This window comes from Aeromonas sobria, from assembly GCF_006243315.1.
In the GTDB taxonomy this organism is placed as follows: Bacteria; Pseudomonadota; Gammaproteobacteria; order Enterobacterales; family Aeromonadaceae; genus Aeromonas; species Aeromonas sobria_A.
Genome location: NZ_NKWE01000020.1, coordinates 51,823 through 74,171, shown reverse-complemented (window position 1 = coordinate 74,171; position 22,349 = coordinate 51,823). Strand labels below are relative to the sequence as shown.

Here is a 22,349-nt window from a genome sequence, read left to right as displayed (position 1 = left end):
TATAGGAAGGAAATGTGCTCTTGCGGGTGGGGGAGGACGAAAGGGAGGGCTGGAATCAAACAAGGTGACAAAAAGATGACCGGGGTCAATTCCCCGGTCATCTGAGTTAACGCGGCCCGATCACCAGATCATAAGATCTCCAGATCGGTCAACGGCACGGCGCAGCAGGTGAGGATCTTGCCTTCAGCCCGCTCGGCAGCGGTGATGGCAGGGGCATCCGGGTGATCCACCTCGCCCGAGACCAGCGTCTGTTTGCAACTGCCGCAGATCCCTGCACGGCAGCTCCAGGGCAATTCCACGCCCTGCTTGTTGGCCTGATCCAGCACTGTGCCCTGATTGTTACCGGTGAAGGCCTGCTCCCCGATCTTGAGTTGCACCGCCTGATGGGGGCGGGCCACCGAGAGGATGGCACCGCCAAAGCTTTCCTGTCTGATCCGTGCGGCCGGTACGCCGAGGGCCGTGATTCTGGCGGCGGCATCGGCCATAAAGCCGTGGGGGCCGCAGATAAAGACCTCTCTCCCGGCCAACCCTTTGACCCGTCGCAGATGCTCATCATTGAGTCGCCCTTGCAGCCCCTGCCAGTGGCTATCTGGCTGGCTCAGGATCAGGGTGAGCGTCATGCCCTGTTGCGCCATGGCGTGCAGTTCACTGGCGGCGGGAATGTCCGCTTCGCTGCGGCATAGGTGCATAAAGTGAACATCTTCCAGCTCCCCGCGTAGCGCCAGAGTACGGGCAATCGCCAGCATGGGGGTGACGCCGGAGCCTGCCGAGAGCAATAGCAGATTGCGCTCGCTGCCCAAGTGAAACTCGCCAGCAGGAGTGGCGGCCAGCAGCCGGTCGCCCACCTGCAGCTGCTGGTGCAGCCAGTGGGAGATGCGGCCACCCCCCACCTTCTTGACGCTGATGCTGTAACGCTCCGGCCTCTGTGGCGTGGAGCTCAGGGTATAGCGCCGTTGAATGCGCTCGTTTTTGATATCGAGGCTGATGGGCAGATGCTGGCCCGGCAGGTAGTCGGGCAGGGGCTCGCCATCGGCCGCCTCGAACCAGAAGGTTTCGAGATCTCGCGCCAGCGGTTCGCGGGCCACGCAGACCAGCTCCCGCTTTTTCGGGGCGGCGTTGGGATAGACCACCGGACGGGTGCGCTCCAGCACCTCGATCTCACTGCCCTCTTCGATCCACCCTTCATTCAGCGCCACCAGATTCTGGCCGAAGTAGACCTCGCCATCCTCGCCACGGCGGTAGCGGGTGAGGGTGGCCAGCGGCTCTTTCAGGGCATTGAAGCGATCGGTGCCTGCTTCCACCGTGGTCATGATGCAGCGGCTGCAGGGCTTGACTACCTGAAATTCCACCTCACCGATGCGAATGCGCACCCAGCTGTCCTCCTCGAACGGCCGGGTGCCGCTTGCCACCAGATTGGTACGGAACTGGCTCATCTGGTGCAGGGCATCGGAGCGCAGATTGAGATCCTCAAGGGAGGCTTGGCTGATCAGCAGCAGCGGATAACCATCGGCAAAGCTGACCCGGGTGCCGGTCTTTTCGCGAAAACGGTCAGAGGTTTCACCCAGCCACAGCAGCTGCACTGTTTCTCCTGCCACCCGGCTCAACCATCCATCGGCTTTTGGGTTGGTATGCAGGGCGGTGAAGCGGTCGCTCCAGACCCCGGTGGCCTGCGGGGCGTGGCTGAAGTCAGCCTCTTGCAAGGTAAGCGGTTCAAAGCCCGGGTAGCGCAGTTGCAAGCCGCCTTCGATGGGGGTGGCGACGACCTGTTGCAACTGGGGATGGGTGCGTGCGGTGATAAAGGTGCCGTCCGGTTTGACCACCATATAGCGGCGATCTCCTGCCAGCCCCTCTTCGGTCACCAGGGCGCGTCTCAGTGGCATGCCTGCCGTTGATTTGATGGGGTAGAGATGAATGCTGTCGAGTGTTGGCATGTCTGAGTCCTTCTTAAGTCGCTGTTTTCGCTCGGGAGGAGGGCAACATAACGGTTCCACCTCAATCCGGCAATCCTTTCACTGCGGCAGTCTATAGTTGGAAAAACGGCGCAAGAGGGGATGGGGATGAGAGCGATCTGGTTGCTGGCGGGGTGGCTGTGCTGCCACGGTATTTGGGCGCAGGAGCTGACCCTGACCACCGGGGAGTATCCACCCTACTGCTCCGAGAAGTTGAAATATCAGGGACTTATCCCCCATGTGGTGAGCGAGGCATTCAAGAGTGAAGGGGTGAGCGTCAAGTTCCAGTTTCTGCCCTGGAAGCGGGCCTTTCGTTTGTCGGAAGAGGGGGTGGTGGATGGCACTGTCCACTGGTATGAGTCAAGCGAGCGGCGCAAAAGCCACCTCTACAGCGATCCCATCCTGAGCGAGACCTATGTCTGGTTCTATCTCAAGTCAGCCCCCCTTGAGTGGCGCGGTTATCCGGATCTGGCAGAGCGCAGGTTGGCGGCGGTCAGTGGCTATACCTACGATGCCGATTTTTTTGCCGCCATCGAGCAGGTGCCACTGCAGGTGCAGTTTGTCACCCGGCTGCGCCAGAGCTTCGATCTGCTGCTCTCCGGTCGCGCCGACCTGACGCTGGAGAACATCGATGTCGGCTACTACTCCCTGCGCAAGTTCTACCCGGCCAGCACGGTCGATCTGTTCACAACCCATTCAAAACCTGTGATGAAAGTCGAAGGTCACCTGCTGATCAGTCGCAAGCGCGCCAATGCTGACGAGCTGATCCAGACCTTCAACCGGGGGCTCGCCAAATTGAAGGCCAGTGGCCAGCTGGAGAAGATGTTGCTGGAGTCACGCTCCGGTTTCTATGAGCCATAACCCGCTGTTGCGCCGTGTGGGGTAGACCCCTTTAGCCTCGATAGCCTGCGTCCCTCCATTCCGCTCGCTACATACCGCCAAGAGGAGACCCGTTATCGGGTGCTGGCCCAAAGCCATCCACAGGAGGCCGAGCGGCTGATGCCGGTGGCGCAACAAGTGGCGTGGCAGCAGTGGGCCACCTACGAGGAGATGGCCACCCGCGAGGTCAGCCATTTCAATCCGCCGGTGTGAGGATGGGGTGAGTGAAATGTAACCAAGCGGGCCAATGGCCCGCTTTTTATCAGAAAATGTCGAGAGTATTGTGTTTAATTCCACAGAAGCTATTAGGACGAACAACTAATTGATATTGATGTCAAAAGCTGGCATTGTATAAGCGCATATTATATGCAATCAGTAAAGTTTAAGATTTTGGTGAAAGTAAATATTTATTAGTCGGGGTGGTAAATGTCTGTTGATAGTTTGATAAAACATCTGGGTTCACATAGCGAAGTATCGGAGTTTTATGTTTTAGTTAGGGAGGTTAATTTATATCTTGATATCGGGCACTCTTATTTTTCTCCAAGGATTGGGATCAAAGTATGGAAGAGTGATGTGTTGTCAGATGAGTTTCACTTTACTGTAAGCCACAATGTTCATACCCCAAGTCAGGCCGCGCCATATTATCCATCAAGAACTAGTGCATCGACAGAAATCGCCGCAATAAATGCAGCTATTGACTCGACAACCTCGTTTTTAAAAAATGCAATAAGTTCAGGTCATGAACCGGAAGATGAGTGGATGATACCTAATGAGGACTATTAATGATTTTTTAAAATAATATGAACGTCCCCTTTGTATATTGATGTTTGGTGATGGAGTGCCATTTTCCTTGGATGTGGCCTCCATATAAAGAGGTGTGAAAATTGGATGTTTTGGAAAGGTTTGCCCCTGGATTTAAAATATTAACTATTGAAGAATTAAGTGTTAGTCGTGATTTCGCTTTATTGTGGACACTTTTTGAAGCTCAAGTATTAGATACACATGCTTCTGCTAGTAAAATAAAAGAGAAATCAAAAGAGTGGTTTGACTGTGGGTTGCTAGAAGAACGTTTTTGGGTAGAGCATTTGAACTATTTTAAGGATAGGTATGTTACTAATGGCAGCACCAATCATAGGTTTGAGGCACTTAATTTAAGGAAAGGTGATATTCCTGAGTTGGTTAAAAATGTAATGTTAGGTGTAAATCAAGATACAACTGATAATTTGGCTGTTTGCTTAATAATTATATTGCGTTTTCGAAATAATTTTTTCCATGGTCTTAAGTGGGCTTATGGCATGCAAGATCAACGACAGAACTTTGAAATGGCAATCAACTTAATTTGTATTTGCATGGAAAGATTTGCTCGGCCAAATTAAATTCACATATAAATAGTGCCTCGCTGTTAACTAATGATGATTGAGTATTAAATTATTTTAATAGATGTTCTTATCCTTGGCTACATGCTCTCAGTTCACAATTAAATTGAAATTTTCATATATTTCAATCTCACTTTGTATTGATGCTACTGGTCTGGATAGTTGGGGGAATAGTTTGCTGGGCCAGTACAGCACTCAGTTTGTAGTCTGACACTCCCCGAGTAAGGCTTCCTTTTCCCTCCAAGGCAGGTAAGCTGCGGGGCAAATAGCGTCAAGCAGGAGAAGGGACGATGACAGAGCAACATATCGCCGGGACGATCGGCATTCTGGGGGCGGGGTGGCTCGGGCTACCGCTGGCGCGGGCCCTGCTGGCGGCAGGCAAGCCGGTGGCGGTGACGGTCAGCAGCGCCGAGAAGGCGGCTCGTTTGCAGGGGGAGGGGATCGATGCCCATCCGCTGACGATATCTGCCGAGATGCCCGTCGCTGATCAAAAAGAACAGTGGCCCATCCCCTGCGAGAGTCTGGTGATCTGCGTGCCGCCCAGCAAGACCGATGACTACCCGCAGGCGGTGGCAAAGGCCTGCCAGCTTGCCAAAGCGAGCGGCACCCGGCGAGTGCTGTTTGTCAGCGCCACCTCGGTGTGGGGGGCGGGGCAGCAGGAGGGGGAAGAACCCCAACCCCGCCATGCCCGTGGCGAGCGGATGCTGGCGGCGGAGCAGGCGGTGCTGGCGGCCGGTTTCGAGGCGGTGATGATAGTGCGCCCCTCCGGTCTTTATGGCCCGGATCGCCATCCCGGCCGTTTCCTTGCTGGCAAGACCCTGGATGGCGGCGCCCAGTCGGTCAATCTGGTCCATCTGGACGATGTGGTGGCGGCTTGTATGTTGCTGCTGGAGCGGGGCAAGAATGGGGATGTCTTCAACCTGAGCGCGCCTGTGCACCCGCGCCGCGAGCAGTTCTACCCCTTTGCTGCGCGCCAGCAGGGGCTGCCAGTGCCGGTCTTTATCGAGCCTGCCGGTGAATTTCAGCCCATCGACGGTCAGCTGATTTGCCAGCAGATGGGATTCAACTATCGCTGGCCCGATCCGGCCCACTGGTTTGCCGAGCTCGCCGCCTCGGGCAATTGAGGTTTGCCAAGGGGGTGATCGCCCCCTATCATGCCGCCATCCATGAGAGAGAGGCGGTAATGATGGTAGATACAAAACGTCACCCCGATGGGGAGTTGTTGCTGAGAACCCTGGCAATGCCAGCCGATACCAACCCCAATGGCGACATCTTTGGTGGCTGGATCATGTCCCAGATGGATATAGGTGGGGGCATTATGGCCAAGGAGCTGGCAAAAGGACGTATTTGTACCGTATCCGTCGAAGGCATGACCTTTCACAGTCCGGTCAAGGTGGGCGATGTGGTCTGCTGCTACGGCCGCTGCATCAAGATTGGCCGCAGCTCCATGAAGCTGAAGCTGGAGGTGTGGGTCAAGCCGGTACTGCGGGAAAACGATGCCCAGCGTTACTGCGTGACCGAGGGGGTCTTTACCTATGTCGCCATCGACGACTGCGGCAAATCCCGCCCGGTTCCGGTCAGCGTCTGATCAAATCAGCCGGGCATTGATGATGGATATTTCCTGCTCAAGCCCGGTTTTTTGCCGTATCATGCGTTCCAGTATCTCTTCCGACCCCACGTATTGCAGGGTGTCAAACAGGCAGAGATCGCATTGAGAGTCCCGTCTTATCTGATAGACGGTGGCAAGCTCCACTTGATGACAATTTCCTTGTTGATCATAAAACGTCACGCAATACCGAAGTTCTCTCGCCATTGCCAGGTTCCTTCTGGTTGGGTGGAACAGGGACTATCAGCGTAGTCGGCGCGGATGACGTTTGTGATGGTCGCAACAAAAAGCAAAGGCGGGCGGTTGTTAGCCAATGAAAAATAGTTATCGCATTCTTGGCACCTCCCTGCTGACCCTGGGGTTGGTAGGCTGTTTTGAGGTGCCGGATCAGAATCATCTGGTCACTGCTCAAGGGATTGTGCCGGGACTCGACTGCCAGCGTCCGCCGTTGGTGGCGTTGGCGACCACGGCGCTGCCCCGGGAGTTCGGGGTGACGGTGTGGAATCTCTACAAGGGCCAGCGCAAGAACTGGCGTGAAGGGATGGACAGTTACGCCAAGGGGCAGGATCTGGTGCTGCTGCAAGAGTCGGCCACCCGTCCCGAGATGCTCGACTGGTTGCGGGCCGGTGATTTCCAGTGGCAGCAGTTGCAAGCCTTCACCCAGGGCGGCGTGTCGTTCGGGGTGATGACGGTGGCCAAGACCCCGCAGGCGTTCGTCTGTGGCGTGCGCTCCCCCGAGCCCTTGCTGCGCATCCCCAAATCCGGGCTGGTGAGCCTCTATCCGCTGCAGGGCGACCCTGACGGCGTGCTGGTGATCAACCTCCATGCGGTCAACTTCGAACTGGGGATGGCCACCTTCCGCGAGCAGCTCAATGATTTGACTGCCTTGGTGCGCCGTCATCAGGGGCCGGTTATTCTGGCCGGTGATTTCAATACCTGGAGCGACAAGCGCCAGTTCTGGCTGAACAAGCTGGTGGACGAGCTGGGCCTGCAGGAGGCACTGCCGGTGCCAGATCTGCGCCGCACTGCCTTCGGTCGCCCGCTCGATCACCTCTACTACCGCAATCTGGACTTGGTCGAGGTGAGCTCACCGGCCACCGACAGTTCGGATCACAACCCCATCATTGCGCGCTTTGCCGCCCAGTCTGTGACCCCCTGATCGGGATGATGTGCGAGTGTCACCCATAAAAAATCCGGCGCCATCAGGCGCCGGATTTTTTTATACGCAACTGGCAGCAGCGGCCAGCTCGGGATGACCCGCAAGGATTACTGGTAGAGACCCAGATTCGCTTTGGCGTAGGCTTCGAAATCGGTGCAGCCACCGATGTGCTGCTCGTCCAGGAAGATCTGCGGTACGGTATTGACCGGCTTGCCGGCGCTCTTGGCCAGATCTTCTTTGGTGATCCCTTCGGCATGGATATCCACGTAGCGGAATTTGAAGTCATCGCGCTGCTCGGTCAATTGCTCGGCGACCTGTACGGCACGGACACAGTAGGGGCAACCCGGGCGACCAAAAATCACTGCAAACATATTTATTCTCCGTTCTTTAAGCCGTTTGTGTATGGCCGTTGATATGAGGCAGGCAACAGCATAGCCCTGCCTCGTGGCGACTTGAAGCCGAAATTATCGATACCCTGATCCGAGTGGGCCTATTGCGGCATCACTGCGGCTCGGCAATCTGGATCGGTTGCTGCTGATAGATGCCCTCCAGCACCCCTTTCTCGAAGACGGTCCAAGGCCACGGCGCCTTGCTGGCACGGTAGCGCTCATGGGTGGCGGGGTCTTGTGACAGGCCGCGCTGGAACATCACGAACGCCTTGCGCTGGCCGCCCGCGGTATCGATAAAGCCGGCCAGATTGGAGGTGCCGGTGATGGTGCCGGTCTTGGCGTGGACCTTGTTCTTCATCATCGGGGCGGTGACGCTGCGGCGCCACGCCAGGGTGCCATCCACCTGGGAGCTCGGCAGCAGCTTGATCAGGCCCAGCTCGGCGTCGTTTTTCTGGATGAAGTTCAGCACCGACAGCATCTGACGGGCACTGATGAGGTTGTGAGCAGAGAGGCCGGAGCCGTCGGCCAGGGTGGCGTTGCCCAGATCGATACCGTTCTTGGTCAGGATGGCGCGCACCGCCATGGTGCCGCTGCGATAGCTGCCCGGCTTGTTGTAGTAGTGACGACCCACGGTTTTGAGGAAGGTATCGGCGTAGAGGTTGTCCGATTTCTTCAGCATCTTGGCCAGCATCACCGGCAGGGAGACCGAGTAGTGGGTGCCCAAGGTCTCGGCACCAATCGGTGCCTTGTGGGTGACCCGCAGCAGGCCATCATGCTTGATCCCCGCCCGGTTCATCGCCCAGCGGATGTTGTCCCAGCCCCAGGCTTCCACGTCGTGGATGGCAAAACGCAGCCCCTGTGGCTCTTTGTTGGGGGTGATGCAGCCCTTGAGCTCGTAGAAGTTGCCCTTGGCCATGTCCACTTCCAGCGCACAGAACTGGCGCGCCATGTCGCCGTAGCTCATCACTTCCACATTGTCGGCGCCGATGCCGATGGCCACGCCAGTGGCGACATTGCCGGTGGCCGGTTTGCCAATCTGGGTGGCGGTGACAGTGCCGTAGGCGCAGTTTTTGTCGATGATCACCGACGAGACCGGGGCGGCGAAGCAGAGGGTCTGATCCCCCCACGACCAGCCGTTGCCGCGCTCGTAGCCGTTGTAGGCGCCGGTGTTGACGTAGACATTGCCCTTGATGCTGGTGACGCCAAGCTGCTTGAACAGCGCCAGCAGGTCCATTCGGGAGAGGGTGGGGTCGCCGACGAAGTTGATCCAGATATCGCCGTTGATGGTGTCACCCTGTTTGGCGCCAGGCTGGGCCTGAATATCGGTGGCGAAGCGGAAGTCGGCACCCAGCTCAAGGCGGGCTGCCAGTGCGGTGAGCACCTTCATGGTGGAGGCGGGGGCGATCATCTGATCGGCATGGCGGGCGAACTCAACGCCGTTATTGCCCTGCACTATGATGGCGTACTGGCCACCCTGAGGGGGGGTCAGCGGGGCGGCCTGAGCCGCCAGAGAAAAGAGAGCACAAAAACCAATCAACAGCCGCTGCATAACATCCTCTAACGTGACGAAGGGGTCTGGCAGTGGTGCCAGTCCTGATAAATCAACCTTGTTTCACCTGTCGATGGAGCATCGACGGTCGTAAAGCAATCCATTCTGTTATGCCGGTCGCCATCACGCCATCACGCCATCGAGTTGGCGGTGCGATAGCGGCCGTCATAATCAAAAATCTTCTCTTTTATCTGCCAGAAGCGACCCGATTTGCGGGCGATGACAAAATCCGGATGACGGAACTGGCTTTGCGCGGCCAGCACGCTCGCCAGGGTGGTGAATTCGGGCTCCAGCCCCGGGGCGGGCCAATGATGACGCACAAAGCGTTGTTGAAACAAGCGTTGTGCGCCCGGGGAGTGAAAACCGAAGTATTCGCTGAGGGTCAGCCCATCCTCATCGTGGTAGGTCACCTCCAGCCGCTCCCCCTGTTTGCCGCGTCCTGCGGTGAGGGTTAGCCCTGCGCAGCGGATCACCATGCAATCTTTGAGATTGAGCGCCTCTTTGAGTTTGTCATCGGGATCCACCAACAGTTGATCGCAGCTCTGGCAGCGGCGGGCGGCGATGTCGTTCTCTGCGCCGCAGCTGGGGCAGATCTTGGCGCGAAAGCGGTAGTCACACTCCTCGCGGTTGCCCTCGTCATCTTCAAACAGCCCCTGACAGCGGCGGCCGTAGTGCTCGATCACCTTGCCATCTTCGTCGGTCTTGCCCCAGAAGGTGTTGGCAAAACCGCAGGCGGGGCAGGGCACCTGCACCGGCTCGGTGCCCGCGTGGGGGCGGGGTTCCCCCACCTCGGGGGCAAACAGGTTGAAGTTGTTGCCCGCATAGTCGAGCACCAGACAATCCTCCTTGCCCGGCGAGAGGCGCAGACCCCGACCGACTATTTGCTGATAGAGCGACACCGACTCGGTGGGGCGCAGCATCACGATAAGATCGACATGGGGGGCATCAAAACCGGTGGTGAGCACCGCCACGTTGACCAGAAACTTGATCTCTCGCGCCTTGAAGGCGCTGATAAGGGCATCGCGCTCCGGCCCTGGCGTTTCGCCGGTGATAAGGGCCGCACTTTGGGATTGGGCTTGCAGCAGCCCCTGAATTTCCCGGGCGTGCTCGACGGTGGCGGCGAAGATCATCACCCCCTGCCGGTCGGCAGCATACTCCAGCACTTGGCTGAGGATATGGGGGGTGACCCGCTGCTGGCGCTTGAGCTCGCCATTGAGATCCGCCTCGCTAAACAGGCCGTTAGCCCGCGCCACCAGCTTGCTGAAGTCGTAGTGGACGATGGGGGCGTCCACCATGCGCGGCGGTGTCAGGTAGCCGTTTTTGACCATGAAACGCAGGGGCAGCTCGAATACGCAGTCGCCAAACAGCCGCTCGCCGTGGCTTTTGACCATGCCGTGGTAGTGGCGCCGGTAGATCCAGCCCAGCCCGAGCCGATAGGGGGTGGCGGTGAGGCCGAGGATCTTGAGGGCCGGATTGGTGGCCTTGAGATGGTCTAACACCTGATGGTACTGGCTGTCGTCATCGAGCGAGACCCGATGGCACTCATCGATGATCAGCAGCGAGAAGGCGCCGTCGAAGGCGGCCAGATTGCGGGCGACCGACTGCACCGAGCCGAACACCACCTGGGCGCTCGCCTCCTTGCGATCCAGCCCGGCGGCGAAGATGTCGGCCTTGAGCCCCCACGCCTCATATTTGCCGTGGTTTTGCTCCACCAGCTCTTTGACGTGGGCCAGCACCAGCACGCGGCCACGGGCCTTACGGGCCAGTTCGGCGATCACCAGACTCTTGCCTGCACCGGTGGGCAGCACTACCACGGCAGGGTCCGGGTGCTGGCGAAAGTGGCTGATCACGGCGTTGACGGCGTCGGTTTGATAGGGTCTGAGAACGAACATGAGGACGTGGCGTTTGGGCATGGTGCGGCGCAGGATGGCGCCATTATAGGGATCTTGCTGCCACAAAAACAGCGGGCCGGCATGATGCCGGCCCGCTGGGAGGGATGGTGCTGATTAATGGAACGGGAAGATGTAGTTCATCCAGCTTGCCATGCGCAGCAGGATCTTGCGCATGATGGATACGTGATGGAAATGTTCGGTATAGATGGCGGCCTGGCCACTGGCACCGGCAATCACCTGATACTTGGCCCACTCGGGGTCGGTGATGGAGATCAGCACCGGCAGACGGCCAGGACGAACGGCAGTGGTTTGATCCAGCAGACCGACGTTGGCTTGCACGTTACCCGCGGCAATGGCCGGGATCACCGAGGTCACGGTTCCTTTGAAGATCTTGCCGGGCACACCGTCGATCACCACTTCGGCTTCATCACCAACCGCGAGGCGCTGCATGCTGTTCTGCCAGAACCAGCCAACATAAGCGGTGTCATCCTTGTGAATAAAGGTCATCACCGGACGGAACATGAACGGGGTCGCAATCATGCCCGGACGCAGGGCCAGCTGCACCACATGACCATCTGTCGGGGCATAAACCACGGTTTGGGCCTGCTGATATTTGGCTTCTTGCAGTTGGGATTGCAGATCGCTCAGGTTGGCTTTCTGCTGGTCAATCTGCGCCACGATATCGTCCACGTTGGCCTGGCTCACATCCAGATCACGCTGTTTGCCGACACCGCGCTGCATCAGTTCTCTGGCGCGATCCCGATCCAGCTTGGCGGCGCGCAGTCTCGCCTCGATCGATTTGAGGTGTTCGCGGTTTGACTCGACCCGAGCGGTGAGGCTGTCTGCTTTCAGGCGGAACGGTTCATCATCGATACGAAACAGCACATCCCCTTTTTTCACCGGCTGGTTGGGCTGCACCGGCACTTCGGTAACCCGGCCCTTGACCAGCGGCACTATGGGAGTGGAAATGTAGTAGTTACGCGCCATCTCGGAGTAGGGGTGGTTGTAGTTCATCAGCATGATCAGGGTGCCGATGAGGATGACGCCACCCAGTGCTGCGGTCGGCACTGTCCACTTGTTGAGCGGGATACGGAAGATTTTAAATACGGCTACGCACAGTGCCGTATAGGTCAGGATCAATAGCAGGTCCATGGTTTACCCCTGTTGCTCACTCTGTTCGATAGTGTTGATACGGCTCTTCAAATCGGCCAGTTCTTGCTTGAGGGCTGCCAAATCCTCTTCATCTTTTTGCAGCCGCTGGCTAAAGCCCCAGCCACGATCGGGACGGTAGAGGGTGGCCCAGATCCAGAGGAATGGCCACAGCACATGCAGGGTAAACAGGCTGACCCAACCGGCGACGTGAATGGCATCCTGATGAGGATGGTCGCGATGTTTGGCAATCTCGTACGGAATATCGTGGATCACGATAACCCCATAAAAAATGACCAGCCCGACAAAGACGAGCAGGCCAAGAGCAAAATATTCAAGGGCCATATATAACCTCCACTGGCTTGACGCGCAGCTTGTTCATGGGTATTCGCAAGGTCTAAAGTGACTAATAATCACATGTTTATCGTTAATTCGCACCAAATCTTAAGGCTTTTGGCTGTATCGGGGCTGAAGGGAGCAAATGGTTGTTTTGTTTATGATTTTATTATTAAAGAAAAGGCGCCTTATGGCGCCTTTTTATTTCGTTTTTACAAGCAATGTCACCCTTCACTGGTTCTGCTAACCAGCGGTTGGCGGAATTTCACCAGGAAGGCCACGGTAATGGCCGCTGTTGCAGTCAGACCTATGATGGTGGAGATCCCCATCTCCAGCCCGAACCCGATGGGGGCGTTGGCCAGATAGGTGAATACCACGGCGGTCATGAACATGGCGGGGATGGTGCAGACCCAGTGCAGCTTGCCCTCTTTGATGAGGAAGGCGGCGGCGGCCCACAGCATGATGACGGCGGTGGTCTGGTTGGCCCAGCCGAAGTAGCGCCAGATCACCCCGAACTCGGCCTTGGAGATGATGAAACCAAGAATAAACATGGGGATGGCGATCAGCAGACGCTTCATCAGAGGCTTCTGGGTCACCTTCAGGAAGTCCGCCACGATCAGGCGGGCACTGCGAAACGCGGTGTCACCAGAGGTGATGGGCAGGATCACCACACCGAGGATGGCCAGAATGCCGCCCACGGTACCGAGCAGGCTGGTGGATACTTCGTGTACTACGGCTGCCGGGCCGCCGTTGGCCATGGTGGCGTTGAGCGCTTCGGTGCTGTCGTAGAAGGAGAGACCCAGGGTGCACCAGATCAGGGCGATGATGCCTTCACCGATCATTGCGCCGTAGAAGATGAAACGGCCGGATTTCTCGTTCTGCATGCAGCGCGCCATCAGCGGTGACTGGGTGGCGTGGAAGCCCGAGACCGCGCCACAGGCGATGGTAATGAACAGCAGTGGCCACAGGGGCAGCTCGGTCGGGTGCAGGTTGGAGAAATCCATCCCGGTGTTGTAGAAGCCTTTACCGGAGACGATCAGGCCAATGATGAGGCCAACCGACATGAACACCAGCAGGGCGCCGAAGATGGGGTAGAAGCGGCCGATGATCTTGTCGATGGGGACTATGGTCGCGAGGATGTAGTAGGCAAAAATCGCCACAATCCAGTAGACCAGATCGGTGGAGGTGAGGTTGGCCAGGAGGCCTGCCGGGCTCAGTACGAACACCACGCCCACCAGCATCAGCAGCACCACGGCGAACAGGTTCATAAAGTGCTTGGCGACCTTGCCAAGATGCTCACCGACCACGGTCGGTACCGAGGCACCATTGGCGCGTACCGACAGCATGCCGGAGAAGTAGTCGTGTACCGCACCGGCGAAGATGCAACCGAAGACGATCCACAGCATGGCGACCGGGCCGTACAGGGCACCGAGGATCGGGCCGAAGATGGGGCCGACGCCAGCGATGTTGAGCAGTTGTACCAGATAGACTTTTTTGTCCGACATGGGGACATAGTCCACCCCGTCAGCCATGGTGATGGCGGGGGTTTTCAGCTCGGGTTGCGGGCCAAATATCCGTTCGATGAACTTGCCATAGATGAAATAGCCGGCGACAAGTAAGCCGACACAGAGGAAGAACCAGATCATTGCTACGCTCCTGCATTGTTATTTTTTGATTTGCGCAGTGAGTCTAAAACGATTGCTCTGCTCTGGCAGGTTAAACGGCCCGAGCGGCGGCATGGCGCGCCGAGCGGTCGGCGGTTGTGATCAGGCGCACACTCCTGAGCTCAGTCCAGCCCCAGTTGATCTTTAAGCTCCTTGAGATAACGACGGCTGACCGGCACCCGGGCACCGCTCGGGGTGACAATCTCCGCCAGCTGGTTATCCAGCAGCCGGATCTCGAAGATGGCGTTGGGGGAGACCAGATACTGGCGATGACAGCGCAGCAGCGGGCTCTTCTCCTCCAGGGATTTGAGGGTGAGCTGGGTGTGGAACAGCTCGCCCTGACTGGCCACATGGACGCCGCCAAGATCGGAGAAGGCATACTCCACCTGTGCGATGGGCAGCAGCCGCACCCGGTTGTGCAGATAGCCTGGAATATGCTCGATGGCGGGGGCCAGCCGCTCGATTGGCTGCGGGGAGATATCCTGCTTGAGGCGAGCCAGCGTCTTGGCCAGCCGGGCAGGTTCCACCGGTTTGAGCAGGTAGTCGAAGGCGTTCTCCTCGAAGGCCTGAATAGCGTACTCGTCAAAGGCGGTGACAAACACGATGCGGGGCAGGGGATCGAGCATGGCCACCAGTTCCATGCCGCTCAGCTTGGGCATCTGGATATCGAGGAATACCACGTCGGGCTTGAGCCGCTGAATAAGCGGCAGCGCCTCGATGGCGTTGGCCGCTTCCCCCACGATCTCGATGGCGGGATCGCAGGCCAGGTGCAGCTTCAGCTCTTCGCGGGCGTAGTGTTCGTCATCGACGATCAGGGTGCGGATCATGGTTGCTCCTTGGGGATGGTGAACGACACCCGGGTCCACAGTTCCGGTTCGCACGCAATGGTCACGCCGTAGCGTTCGCCAAAGGCGCTCTTGAGTCGCCGGTCGACGATGGTCATGCCAAGACCGTCACCGGCCGGGCGCGCTTGCCAGGTGCCGGCATTATCTTCCACATGGATGGTGACGCTGGCGGGATGCTCCTCGGTATAAAGGCGAATACGCCCCTGCTCCAGCAGCGTCGAGATGCCGTGCTTGATGGCATTCTCGATCAGCGGCTGCAGGGTGAAGCTCGGCAGCCGCAAACTGGCCAGATGGGGCGGGATCTCGTTGATCACCGTCAATCGGTCGCCAAAACGGGCCAGCTCGATCTCCAGATAGGATTGGCAGTGCTCCTGCTCCTCCTGCAGGGTGGCAAGGCCGCTCTGGCGCTTGAGGTTCTTGCGAAAGAACAGCGACAGGTGCAGCAGCAGATCTCGCGCCTTGTCCGGATCGCGGCGGGTGATGGCACTGATGGTATTGAGGGTGTTGAACAGAAAGTGGGGGTTGATCTGCGCCTGGATCAGCTTGAGCTCGGATTGCACCAGTAGCCGCTGATGCTGCTCCAGCCGACCGGCCAGCAACTGCTGTGACAGCAGGTTGGCAATCCCTTCCCCCAGGGTGTGGTTGATCTTGAGAAACAGCCGCTTCTTCGGCTCGTAGAGCTTGATGGTGCCGATCACCCCCTTGTCACCCTGCAGCGGGATCACCAGCACCGAGCCGAGCTGGCAAGCGGGGGAGAGGCTGCAGCGATAGGGCTGGCTGTTGCCATCGGCAAACAGCACCTTGTTGCGGGCGATGGCCTTCATGGTGATGGCCGACGCAATGGGGGTGCCCGGCAGATGGTGATCTTCCCCGGTGCCGATAAAGGCGAGGAGCTTCTCGGTGTCCGTGATGGCAACTGCCCCCACGCCGGTCTCCTCCTGAATGATGCGGGCAATCTTGTTGCTCGCCTCCGGGGTAAAGCCCTGACTCATGATCCCCACGGTGCGGTTGGCAATGTTGAGCGCCTTGGCGGAGAAGACCCGGGAGAACTTCTCATACATCTGCTGCTGGTCGCGGATCATGCTGATAAAGAGCGCCGCGCCACAGGAGTTGGCCAAAATCATCGGGGTGGCGATGGTGCGCACCAGCAGCAGGGATTTATCGAACGGGGTGGCCACCAGCAGGATGATCAGCATCTGCATGATCTCGGCATAGAGGGTGGTAAAGAAGGCGATGCGGGGCTGAAACAGGGCATCCGTTCGCCCCGCGCGCATCAGCCGCCAGTGCACCACTCCCCCGAGCAAGCCCTCGCAGGTGGTGGAGATGGCGCAGGCGAGATCGGTAAATCCCCCCAACGTGTAGCGGTGCATGCCACCGGTCAATCCCACCAGAAATCCCACCAGTGGGCCCCCCAACAGACCCCCCAGCACGGCGCCGACCGCCCGAGTGTTGGCGATGGCATCGTCGATATCGAGGCCCACATAGGTGCCAAGGATGCAAAAACTTGAAAAAATGATGTATATCAGTATCTTGTGAGGAAGCCTCACGGAGTAGTTGGCGAGCGGGCGCAGCAGCGGACTTTTGGAGAAGAGATAGGCGATCACCAGACTGACGCTCATCTGTTGCAGCAAGGAGAGGACCAACTGCATAAAAAACGTTCCTCATAAGTCGGGTGAAAAAACAACCAGGCCGTGAATAAGTGTGATCAAGATCTTGTTCTGTTGGCCAACAGGGCTGCAACGGGCCGTCAGTTTGCCAGAACAGGTAGATAAAACCATATTAAATCAGCATGTTAAATTGATATTTGTGTAAGCGGCTGCGGGTTGATATTGATGGGTAGAGCATGGAAGTATCCGCTGGATACGCCACACGGAGGTGGCATGCTCCGCCCGGCCCCATGGCTGGGCGTTTTTTATACATGGTCAGATGGCAACCTTTCGGCGGGGGTTCGAGTAATTATTCCGGTTTGTCCAATGAGTTATCCCCAGCTTCTGGGGATAACTCAGAATGCAAAGTAGTAGCAGAAGCGACGGGTCAGATTGAAGAACTGCCGTTGTCCCTCATCCAGCTCTTCCTGTTTGATAAAGGCGGTGATGGTGCGCTCGTCTTCCCGCAGGTCGATCATCTGTACCGCTTCCGGGCGCTGGGCCTTGATATAGGGCAGGATCTTTGGCTTGAGGGGCATGGTGGGCTCTGTCGAGAGCACCAGCGCTATGCTCTCATCGGAGAGTTTCACCAGCGATCCCGGCGGATAGACCCCCAGCACCTTGATCAGCAATTTGACCAGATTCTGGTCGAATTTTTTCTGGGATAGTTTGTAGAGCTGGCTGATAGCCTGGCTCGGTGCTGCCGGGTTGCCGCTGCTGCGGGGGTGCAGTAGCTCATCGTAGTAATCCACCAGTCCGATGATCCGTGCCAGCGGCGGGATCTCTCCCCCCTTGATCCCCAGTGGAAAACCGCTGCCATCGAGCCGCTCGTGGTGCTGATGGGCGACCTGACGGATTTTCGATTCAAAGGCGTTGAGATGGGTCAGCATCTCCAGCCCGTACTGGGGATGCATGTTGAGGAAGTTCTGCTCTGCCTTGCTGAGATCCCCGCGCTTTTGGGTGATCTGGCTCGGGATTTTCAGCTCGCCGATGTCGTGGATAAGCCCGGCAAGCCCGGTCTCTTCCAGTTCGATGGGGTTCATGCCCAGTTCGCGGCCCATCAACATAGAGATAAAGGCGACGTTGAGGCTGTGCTGCAGCAGGATATCGGTGTGAGGGCTGCGAATAAGGTGCAGCCCGAGAGGGCCTTCGTGTTGACTGATAGTGGCCGCGGCGTTTCGGACAATCTGCGCCGTATTGGCCAGCCCCTCATCCGGTTTGAGGTTCAGCGCCCCAAGCGCATCGCGCAGCTCGCTCATGGACTGGCCAAAGGCCTTGTCGGCAGCGCGCATGGATCGGCGAAAGGCTTTCTCGTCAAAGGGTGGGGGGCCCGAGGCAATCAGCTCTTCAAGATCGTCCAGATCGAGACCGGCATCAGGGGCATCACCGCGCAGCAGCGGCTCGATGGGCAGATCGCTCTTGTCGGGGTCAACCATTAACAGGGTGAGATCAAGATGACGGATAATGTCGAGTTGCTGCTGATCCTTGATTTTGAACGTATTGAACATGAACGGATGGTTGGTCCAGCCGGTCGGAAGGTGGATAAAGTGGCCTACTCTCAACTGCTCTATCGAGGCTTGGATCAGTGCCATCAGTGAACCTGCATTTCGTGAATGCCTACTCAACAAGCTAGCAAAATCCAAGGGATAGACAACTAAAAATCCATTGTGAGTGAAGTGATTACCCCACGCTGTGATGGCGCGCACTAGCACCGTGCTTCCCTTCTTAATTCGCTCTTAAGTTTGACTTCCTACGCTGGTCCCGTCGTTTCTGTTGGCTTGACCGCGCCCTCTCTCTGCAGGCCGGTATGTAGGAGTTGTTTATGCGAGTGACACTCGGTGTGCTAAAGACCAATTTTCTGCTGGTGCTCTTTTTTGCACTGGTGCTGAACTGGCCGATATTTTTACATTTCTACACAGTGCTCAGTGGCTTGTCCCATGTCAAAGTCGGGTTTGCCATCTCGATCCCGTTGGTACTGATCGCGGCACTTAATGCCGTGTTTATCCCTTTTACGTTCCGTTTTTTGCTCAAGCCATTTTTCTCCGTGCTGATCCTGAGCGGCTCCATCGTCAGCTACGCCATGCTCAAGTACGGCGTCATCTTCGATGCTGACATGATGCAGAACATAGTGGAGACCAACAGCGGCGAGGCGGGGGCCTATTTGAATGGCTCGGTTGCGTTCTGGTTTCTGCTGACCGGGCTGCTGCCCACCCTGGTGCTTTGGTCGATCAAGATCCGTTATCCAGCTCGCTGGTATCAGGGGCTGGCGTTGCGGGTCGGTGCGCTGGCCATCTCCCTGCTGTTTATCGGGGGCATGGCGGCACTTTACTATCAGGATTACGCCTCGGTCGGGCGCAACAACAAGTCGCTGGCGAAAGAGATTGTGCCCGCCAACTATGTGCACGGCCTCTACAAATATGGGCGGGATGTGCTGTTTGCCACCCCGATCCCCTATCAGCATCTGGGGACCGATGCCAAGGTGGTGGCCCGGGGTGGCAAGCCGACCCTGATGTTTTTGGTGGTAGGGGAGACCGCGCGCAGCCAGAACTACTCCCTTAACGGGTATGGCAAGGCAACCAACAGCTTCACAGCGAAAGAGCAGGGGGTGGTGTCGTTCAAGGATGTGCGCTCCTGCGGCACGGCAACGGCCGTCTCGGTGCCCTGCATGTTCTCCAACCTCACCCGCCGCGGCTACGATGATCAGCTCGCCAGCTCCCGTGATGGCCTGCTCGATGTGCTGCAACATGCCGGAGTGTCGGTGTTGTGGAAAGAGAACGATGGCGGCTGCAAAGGGGTGTGCCGCAATGTGCCGACCATCGAGATCCTCCCCAAATCCTACCCGGCGCTCTGCCAGGGAGAGTCCTGCTACGACGAGGTGTTGCTGGAGGGGCTGGATCAGCAGATTGCCGGCATGAAGGGTAACAAGCTGGTGGCCTTTCACCTGATGGGCAGCCATGGCCCGACCTATTTTCGTCGTTATCCTGCCAGCGAGCGCACCTTCCAGCCGGATTGCCCGCGCAGTGACATCGAAAACTGCAGCAACGAAGAGCTGGTCAACACCTATGACAACACCATCCGTTACACCGACAAGGTGGTGGCGCAGCTGATCGACAAGCTCAAGTCGCTGGAGAGCCAGTACGATGTGGGGCTGGTCTATCTCTCCGATCACGGCGAATCCCTCGGTGCCATGGGGCTCTATCTGCACGGCACCCCCTACAAGTTTGCGCCGGATGATCAAACCCGGGTGCCGCTGCTGACCTGGTTCTCGCCCCAGTTGCAAGCCGATCGCCAGCTGGATATGGGCTGTCTGGCAGCGGAGGCGGGCAGCAAGCGTTTCTCCCACGACAATTTGTTCCACTCCATGTTAGGGATCATGGACGTGCAGACCCGCGTCTACGACGGCGCGCTGGATCTGTTCAAGCCGTGTCGGGCGGGGTGAATGGGCAGGCCACGCACCATGCAGACTAACCCTCCAGCGAATACACAATAGAAAACGGCAGCCATTGGCTGCCGTTTTGTTATCTCGCAAGGGGGCGCTTTAGCGCTGTTCCATGATGATCTGCAGCAGATCCCCTTCCAGCAGCGCGCGTTTGACCAGCGCAAAACCGCCATAGGTCGGCTGGTTCTGGAAGCGGGCCTTCACGATGGGCAGGCCACGGTGGAAGCTCGGCAGGGATTGATGCTCGACGCAGCGGCGGATCGCCGGGAACAGGATCTCTTCGGCGGCGGTGATTTCGCCAGCGATCAGCACCTTCTGGGGGTTGAACAGGTTGACCGTGATGGCCACCGCTCGCCCGAGGTGCTCGCCCACGTTTTCAATCACGCTGCGAGCCAGTTCGTCCCCAGCCATGGCGGCCTTGCACACCTCCTGAATGGTGATGTGCTTCTCCTGCAACGCGCTCTGGTGGCCGCGGCTGATGAGCTCCTTCACCTTGTCAACGATGGCTTCGTTGGAGGCGATGGTCTCGAGGCAGCCGAAGTTGCCGCAGTGGCAGCGTTTGCCGAGCGGTTCGACCTGAATGTGACCGATCTCGCCGACGTTGCGGTTCTGACCGAGGAACACTTGCCCCTTGGTGATGATCCCAGAGCCCGTGCCCTGATGGACGCTGACCAGAATGGAGTCCATACAGTCGCGGGATTCGCCGAAGAAGTGTTCTGCCAGCGCTAGCGAACGGATGTCGTTGCCCACGTAGCAGGGGAGGTTGAAGTGATTTTCCAACAGCTTCGCCAACCCCAGATTGCGGATCTGGTATTTGGGGGTGTAGATAACCATGCCGGATTCCGGGTTGACCAGACCCGGCATGGTCAGTGCGATGCTGATCAGGTTGCGGCTACGTTCACGGTTGGCATCGATAAACGCGCCAATCTCCCGCAGCAGCATGTCGACCACAGGTTGCTGGTCGATTTCACTCACCTGAATGACGTGCTGGTCGAGCTCCTTGCCATCGAGATCATAAAGACTCAGTTGCAGGTAGCCGCGGCCCAGCTTGGCGGAGACAAACTGAAAGCGTTGTTTGATGGTGGTCAATGAGATGGCGCGCCGCCCGCCGGTGGAGGCTTGCGGAGAGGTCTCCTTGATCAGGCCATGCTCGATCAGTTGCCGGGTTATTTTGGTCACGCTGGCCGGGGCCAGCTGACTCAACTCGGCAATTTTGACCCGAGAGATGGGGCCTTGCAGGTCGATGAGCCGATATACGGCTGCACAATTGACCTGCTTGATAAGATCTACGTTTGCTATTTGTCCGCCAGTCATGATGTCACTGTTGTGTGTAGTGTCCGTTAACCACGGTCCCACGGACCGTGAAGTCCTGATCGAAGACAGTGAGGTTGGCTATTTTACCGACCTGGATACTACCGAGACATGAGTCCCATCCAATGGCGCGGGCAGGGTAGAGGCTGGCCATTCTCAGTGCTTCATCGAGCGGTAATCCGACCTGCTTGACCAGATTCTCTACCCCCTCAATCATGGTGAGGGAAGAGCCGCCGAGTGTACCATTCTCGTCGATACACTGACCATCACGTAAAAACACGGTGGTGCCACAAAAATCAAATTTCTCAAAGCCTTCCGGCGCACCGGCCGCTGCGGTGGCGTCGGTGACCAGCACCAGTCGTTCCCCCAGCATCTTGTGAGCCAGCCGCACATTGGCCCAGTGCACATGGTGGCCATCGACGATGATGCCGGCATAGACATCCTTGCGGTCATAGATGGCGCCCACTACGCCCGGCTCGCGACCGTTGAGGGTCGGGGTCATGGCGTTGTAGAGGTGGGTGGCAAAGCGCATGCCATTGTCAAAGCCCGTCATCGCCTGATCGTAACTGGCGGCGGTGTGCCCGGCCGAGACCAGAATGCCCGCTTCCACTAAACGACGCACATGGGCCGGGTCGTTGCGCTCCGGTGCCAGGGTGATCTTGGTGATGGCATCCGCGTTGGCGCAGAAGAAGTCGATCATCTCGTCCGCTGGCTGGCGAATTTGCGCAGCAGGGTGGATCCCTTTGCGCTTGAGGTTGGTGTAAGGCCCTTCCAGATGGACGCCCAGCACCTCATTGGGATTGGCCGCCATATAATCGCGCGTCACCGCGACCGCCTGCTTCATGTCGGCATCCGGGCTGGTGATCAGGGTCGGCAGGAAGCTGGTGGTGCCGGATTTGAGGTTGGCCGCCTGCATGGTGGCCAGGGTCTCGCTCGTAATGTCGGTGTTGAACATCACCCCGCCACAGCCGTTGAGCTGCACGTCGATAAAACCGGCGGTCAGGTTGGCACCCTTGAGGTCAATCTGTTCGATGCCTGCTGGCAGCTCGGCCAGATGAGAGATGGCGGCAATCTGGTCGCCCTCGATAAGCACCCCGTAGCCGGTCAGCACACAGCTGCCGGTGTAGAGGGTGCAATTGGTCAATGCGTACATGGCGACT

At 58.0% G+C, this 22,349-nt stretch carries 20 protein-coding genes and 1 pseudogene; 8 read left to right on the top strand and 13 right to left on the bottom strand.

Going from position 1 to position 22,349, the window contains the following annotated elements; translation table 11 throughout:
* Window positions 1–128: 128 nt before the first annotated feature.
* The gene (locus tag CF137_RS05900) at window positions 129–1,931 is read right to left on the bottom strand and encodes an MOSC N-terminal beta barrel domain-containing protein (protein WP_139718346.1); all 1,803 of its coding nucleotides are present in this window, start codon (window positions 1,929–1,931) and stop codon (window positions 129–131) included.
* Between the two features lie 126 nt (window positions 1,932–2,057).
* On the opposite strand from CF137_RS05900, the gene CF137_RS05895 reads away from it, so the two are divergent.
* The 6 genes and pseudogenes from CF137_RS05895 (at window position 2,058) to yciA (ending at window position 5,792) form a co-directional block, all read left to right on the top strand.
* Window positions 2,058–2,810, top strand: a complete 753-nt coding sequence (locus CF137_RS05895) for a substrate-binding periplasmic protein (protein WP_139718345.1) — start codon at window positions 2,058–2,060, stop codon at window positions 2,808–2,810.
* Window positions 2,800–3,041, top strand: a pseudogene (locus CF137_RS05890) (hypothetical protein); the annotation flags it as partial. The gene CF137_RS05895 and the pseudogene CF137_RS05890, both read left to right, overlap by 11 nt.
* A gap of 213 nt (window positions 3,042–3,254) precedes the next feature.
* On the top strand, window positions 3,255–3,611 hold the full coding sequence (locus tag CF137_RS05885; protein ID WP_139718344.1) for a hypothetical protein: 357 nt from the start codon (window positions 3,255–3,257) through the stop codon (window positions 3,609–3,611).
* Between the two features lie 101 nt (window positions 3,612–3,712).
* Complete coding sequence (locus CF137_RS05880; RefSeq protein WP_139718343.1) at window positions 3,713–4,204, top strand: hypothetical protein; 492 nt, start codon at window positions 3,713–3,715, stop codon at window positions 4,202–4,204.
* Window positions 4,205–4,494: 290 nt separating this feature from the next.
* Window positions 4,495–5,328 (top strand): NAD-dependent epimerase/dehydratase family protein, encoded by an 834-nt coding sequence (locus CF137_RS05875; RefSeq protein WP_139718342.1) that lies wholly within the window; start codon window positions 4,495–4,497, stop codon window positions 5,326–5,328.
* A gap of 59 nt (window positions 5,329–5,387) precedes the next feature.
* Window positions 5,388–5,792: an acyl-CoA thioester hydrolase YciA gene (yciA, locus tag CF137_RS05870; RefSeq protein ID WP_068977556.1), complete on the top strand. Its 405-nt coding sequence runs from the start codon at window positions 5,388–5,390 to the stop codon at window positions 5,790–5,792.
* Here the strand turns inward: yciA and CF137_RS05865 are convergent, their stop codons facing one another.
* Window positions 5,793–6,017 carry a hypothetical protein gene (locus CF137_RS05865; protein WP_033138934.1) on the bottom strand — a complete coding sequence of 75 codons (225 nt, stop codon included), beginning with the start codon at window positions 6,015–6,017 and terminating at the stop codon, window positions 5,793–5,795.
* 106 nt (window positions 6,018–6,123) lie between these two features.
* Between CF137_RS05865 and CF137_RS05860 the strand changes: the two genes are divergently transcribed.
* Entirely contained in the window at window positions 6,124–6,969 is an 846-nt protein-coding gene (locus CF137_RS05860) for an endonuclease/exonuclease/phosphatase family protein (RefSeq protein WP_101315378.1), read from the top strand.
* Between the two features lie 107 nt (window positions 6,970–7,076).
* Here CF137_RS05860 and CF137_RS05855 read toward each other — a convergent pair whose 3' ends face one another.
* From CF137_RS05855 to CF137_RS05815, 9 genes are all read right to left on the bottom strand, one after another.
* On the bottom strand, window positions 7,077–7,340 hold the full coding sequence (locus CF137_RS05855) for a GrxA family glutaredoxin (protein ID WP_042018746.1): 264 nt from the start codon (window positions 7,338–7,340) through the stop codon (window positions 7,077–7,079).
* A 130-nt stretch (window positions 7,341–7,470) separates the two neighbouring features.
* Window positions 7,471–8,907, bottom strand: a complete 1,437-nt coding sequence (dacB, locus tag CF137_RS05850) for a D-alanyl-D-alanine carboxypeptidase/D-alanyl-D-alanine endopeptidase (RefSeq protein ID WP_042018747.1) — start codon at window positions 8,905–8,907, stop codon at window positions 7,471–7,473.
* A 131-nt stretch (window positions 8,908–9,038) separates the two neighbouring features.
* A complete protein-coding gene (locus CF137_RS05845) occupies window positions 9,039–10,799 on the bottom strand; it encodes a DEAD/DEAH box helicase (RefSeq protein WP_139718341.1) in 1,761 nt (586 codons plus the stop codon).
* 114 nt (window positions 10,800–10,913) lie between these two features.
* The gene (locus CF137_RS05840) at window positions 10,914–11,951 is read right to left on the bottom strand and encodes an HlyD family secretion protein (protein WP_101315374.1); all 1,038 of its coding nucleotides are present in this window, start codon (window positions 11,949–11,951) and stop codon (window positions 10,914–10,916) included.
* Between the two features lie 3 nt (window positions 11,952–11,954).
* Complete coding sequence (locus CF137_RS05835; RefSeq protein WP_042018749.1) at window positions 11,955–12,293, bottom strand: DUF3302 domain-containing protein; 339 nt, start codon at window positions 12,291–12,293, stop codon at window positions 11,955–11,957.
* A gap of 215 nt (window positions 12,294–12,508) precedes the next feature.
* Window positions 12,509–13,930: a carbon starvation CstA family protein gene (locus CF137_RS05830; RefSeq protein ID WP_139718340.1), complete on the bottom strand. Its 1,422-nt coding sequence runs from the start codon at window positions 13,928–13,930 to the stop codon at window positions 12,509–12,511.
* Between the two features lie 140 nt (window positions 13,931–14,070).
* On the bottom strand, window positions 14,071–14,775 hold the full coding sequence (gene btsR / locus CF137_RS05825; protein WP_101315370.1) for a two-component system response regulator BtsR: 705 nt from the start codon (window positions 14,773–14,775) through the stop codon (window positions 14,071–14,073).
* Window positions 14,772–16,442, bottom strand: a complete 1,671-nt coding sequence (locus tag CF137_RS05820) for a sensor histidine kinase (protein ID WP_139718339.1) — start codon at window positions 16,440–16,442, stop codon at window positions 14,772–14,774. Before CF137_RS05820 ends, btsR begins: the two co-directional genes overlap by 4 nt.
* A gap of 353 nt (window positions 16,443–16,795) precedes the next feature.
* The gene (locus CF137_RS05815) at window positions 16,796–18,031 is read right to left on the bottom strand and encodes an HD-GYP domain-containing protein (protein ID WP_139718338.1); all 1,236 of its coding nucleotides are present in this window, start codon (window positions 18,029–18,031) and stop codon (window positions 16,796–16,798) included.
* A gap of 230 nt (window positions 18,032–18,261) precedes the next feature.
* Here CF137_RS05815 and CF137_RS05810 point away from each other — a divergent pair, with 230 nt between their 5' ends.
* Complete coding sequence (locus CF137_RS05810) at window positions 18,262–19,878, top strand: phosphoethanolamine transferase (protein WP_139718337.1); 1,617 nt, start codon at window positions 18,262–18,264, stop codon at window positions 19,876–19,878.
* A gap of 99 nt (window positions 19,879–19,977) precedes the next feature.
* On the opposite strand, the gene nagC is transcribed toward CF137_RS05810, so the two are convergent.
* Together nagC and nagA are read right to left on the bottom strand one after the other, a co-directional pair.
* Entirely contained in the window at window positions 19,978–21,192 is a 1,215-nt protein-coding gene (gene nagC / locus CF137_RS05805; protein WP_068977550.1) for a DNA-binding transcriptional regulator NagC, read from the bottom strand.
* Window positions 21,193–21,196: 4 nt separating this feature from the next.
* Window positions 21,197–22,342 carry an N-acetylglucosamine-6-phosphate deacetylase gene (nagA, locus tag CF137_RS05800; protein ID WP_139718336.1) on the bottom strand — a complete coding sequence of 382 codons (1,146 nt, stop codon included), beginning with the start codon at window positions 22,340–22,342 and terminating at the stop codon, window positions 21,197–21,199.
* Between the last annotated feature and the right edge of the window lie 7 nt (window positions 22,343–22,349).

Bases quoted from the DNA above. Each gene is read 5' to 3' on its own strand.
- CF137_RS05900 (WP_139718346.1), bottom strand. From the start codon at position 1,931: ATGCCAACACTCGACAGCATTCATCTCTACCCCATCAAATCAACGGCA.
- CF137_RS05895 (WP_139718345.1), top strand. From the start codon at position 2,058: ATGAGAGCGATCTGGTTGCTGGCGGGGTGGCTGTGCTGCCACGGTATT.
- CF137_RS05885 (WP_139718344.1), top strand. From the start codon at position 3,255: ATGTCTGTTGATAGTTTGATAAAACATCTGGGTTCACATAGCGAAGTA.
- CF137_RS05875 (WP_139718342.1), top strand. From the start codon at position 4,495: ATGACAGAGCAACATATCGCCGGGACGATCGGCATTCTGGGGGCGGGG.
- yciA (WP_068977556.1), top strand. From the start codon at position 5,388: ATGATGGTAGATACAAAACGTCACCCCGATGGGGAGTTGTTGCTGAGA.
- CF137_RS05865 (WP_033138934.1), bottom strand. From the start codon at position 6,017: ATGGCGAGAGAACTTCGGTATTGCGTGACGTTTTATGATCAACAAGGA.
- CF137_RS05860 (WP_101315378.1), top strand. From the start codon at position 6,124: ATGAAAAATAGTTATCGCATTCTTGGCACCTCCCTGCTGACCCTGGGG.
- CF137_RS05855 (WP_042018746.1), bottom strand. From the start codon at position 7,340: ATGTTTGCAGTGATTTTTGGTCGCCCGGGTTGCCCCTACTGTGTCCGT.
- dacB (WP_042018747.1), bottom strand. From the start codon at position 8,907: ATGCAGCGGCTGTTGATTGGTTTTTGTGCTCTCTTTTCTCTGGCGGCT.
- CF137_RS05845 (WP_139718341.1), bottom strand. From the start codon at position 10,799: ATGTTCGTTCTCAGACCCTATCAAACCGACGCCGTCAACGCCGTGATC.
- CF137_RS05840 (WP_101315374.1), bottom strand. From the start codon at position 11,951: ATGGACCTGCTATTGATCCTGACCTATACGGCACTGTGCGTAGCCGTA.
- CF137_RS05835 (WP_042018749.1), bottom strand. From the start codon at position 12,293: ATGGCCCTTGAATATTTTGCTCTTGGCCTGCTCGTCTTTGTCGGGCTG.
- CF137_RS05830 (WP_139718340.1), bottom strand. From the start codon at position 13,930: ATGATCTGGTTCTTCCTCTGTGTCGGCTTACTTGTCGCCGGCTATTTC.
- btsR (WP_101315370.1), bottom strand. From the start codon at position 14,775: ATGATCCGCACCCTGATCGTCGATGACGAACACTACGCCCGCGAAGAG.
- CF137_RS05820 (WP_139718339.1), bottom strand. From the start codon at position 16,442: ATGCAGTTGGTCCTCTCCTTGCTGCAACAGATGAGCGTCAGTCTGGTG.
- CF137_RS05815 (WP_139718338.1), bottom strand. From the start codon at position 18,031: ATGGCACTGATCCAAGCCTCGATAGAGCAGTTGAGAGTAGGCCACTTT.
- CF137_RS05810 (WP_139718337.1), top strand. From the start codon at position 18,262: ATGCGAGTGACACTCGGTGTGCTAAAGACCAATTTTCTGCTGGTGCTC.
- nagC (WP_068977550.1), bottom strand. From the start codon at position 21,192: ATGACTGGCGGACAAATAGCAAACGTAGATCTTATCAAGCAGGTCAAT.
- nagA (WP_139718336.1), bottom strand. From the start codon at position 22,342: ATGTACGCATTGACCAATTGCACCCTCTACACCGGCAGCTGTGTGCTG.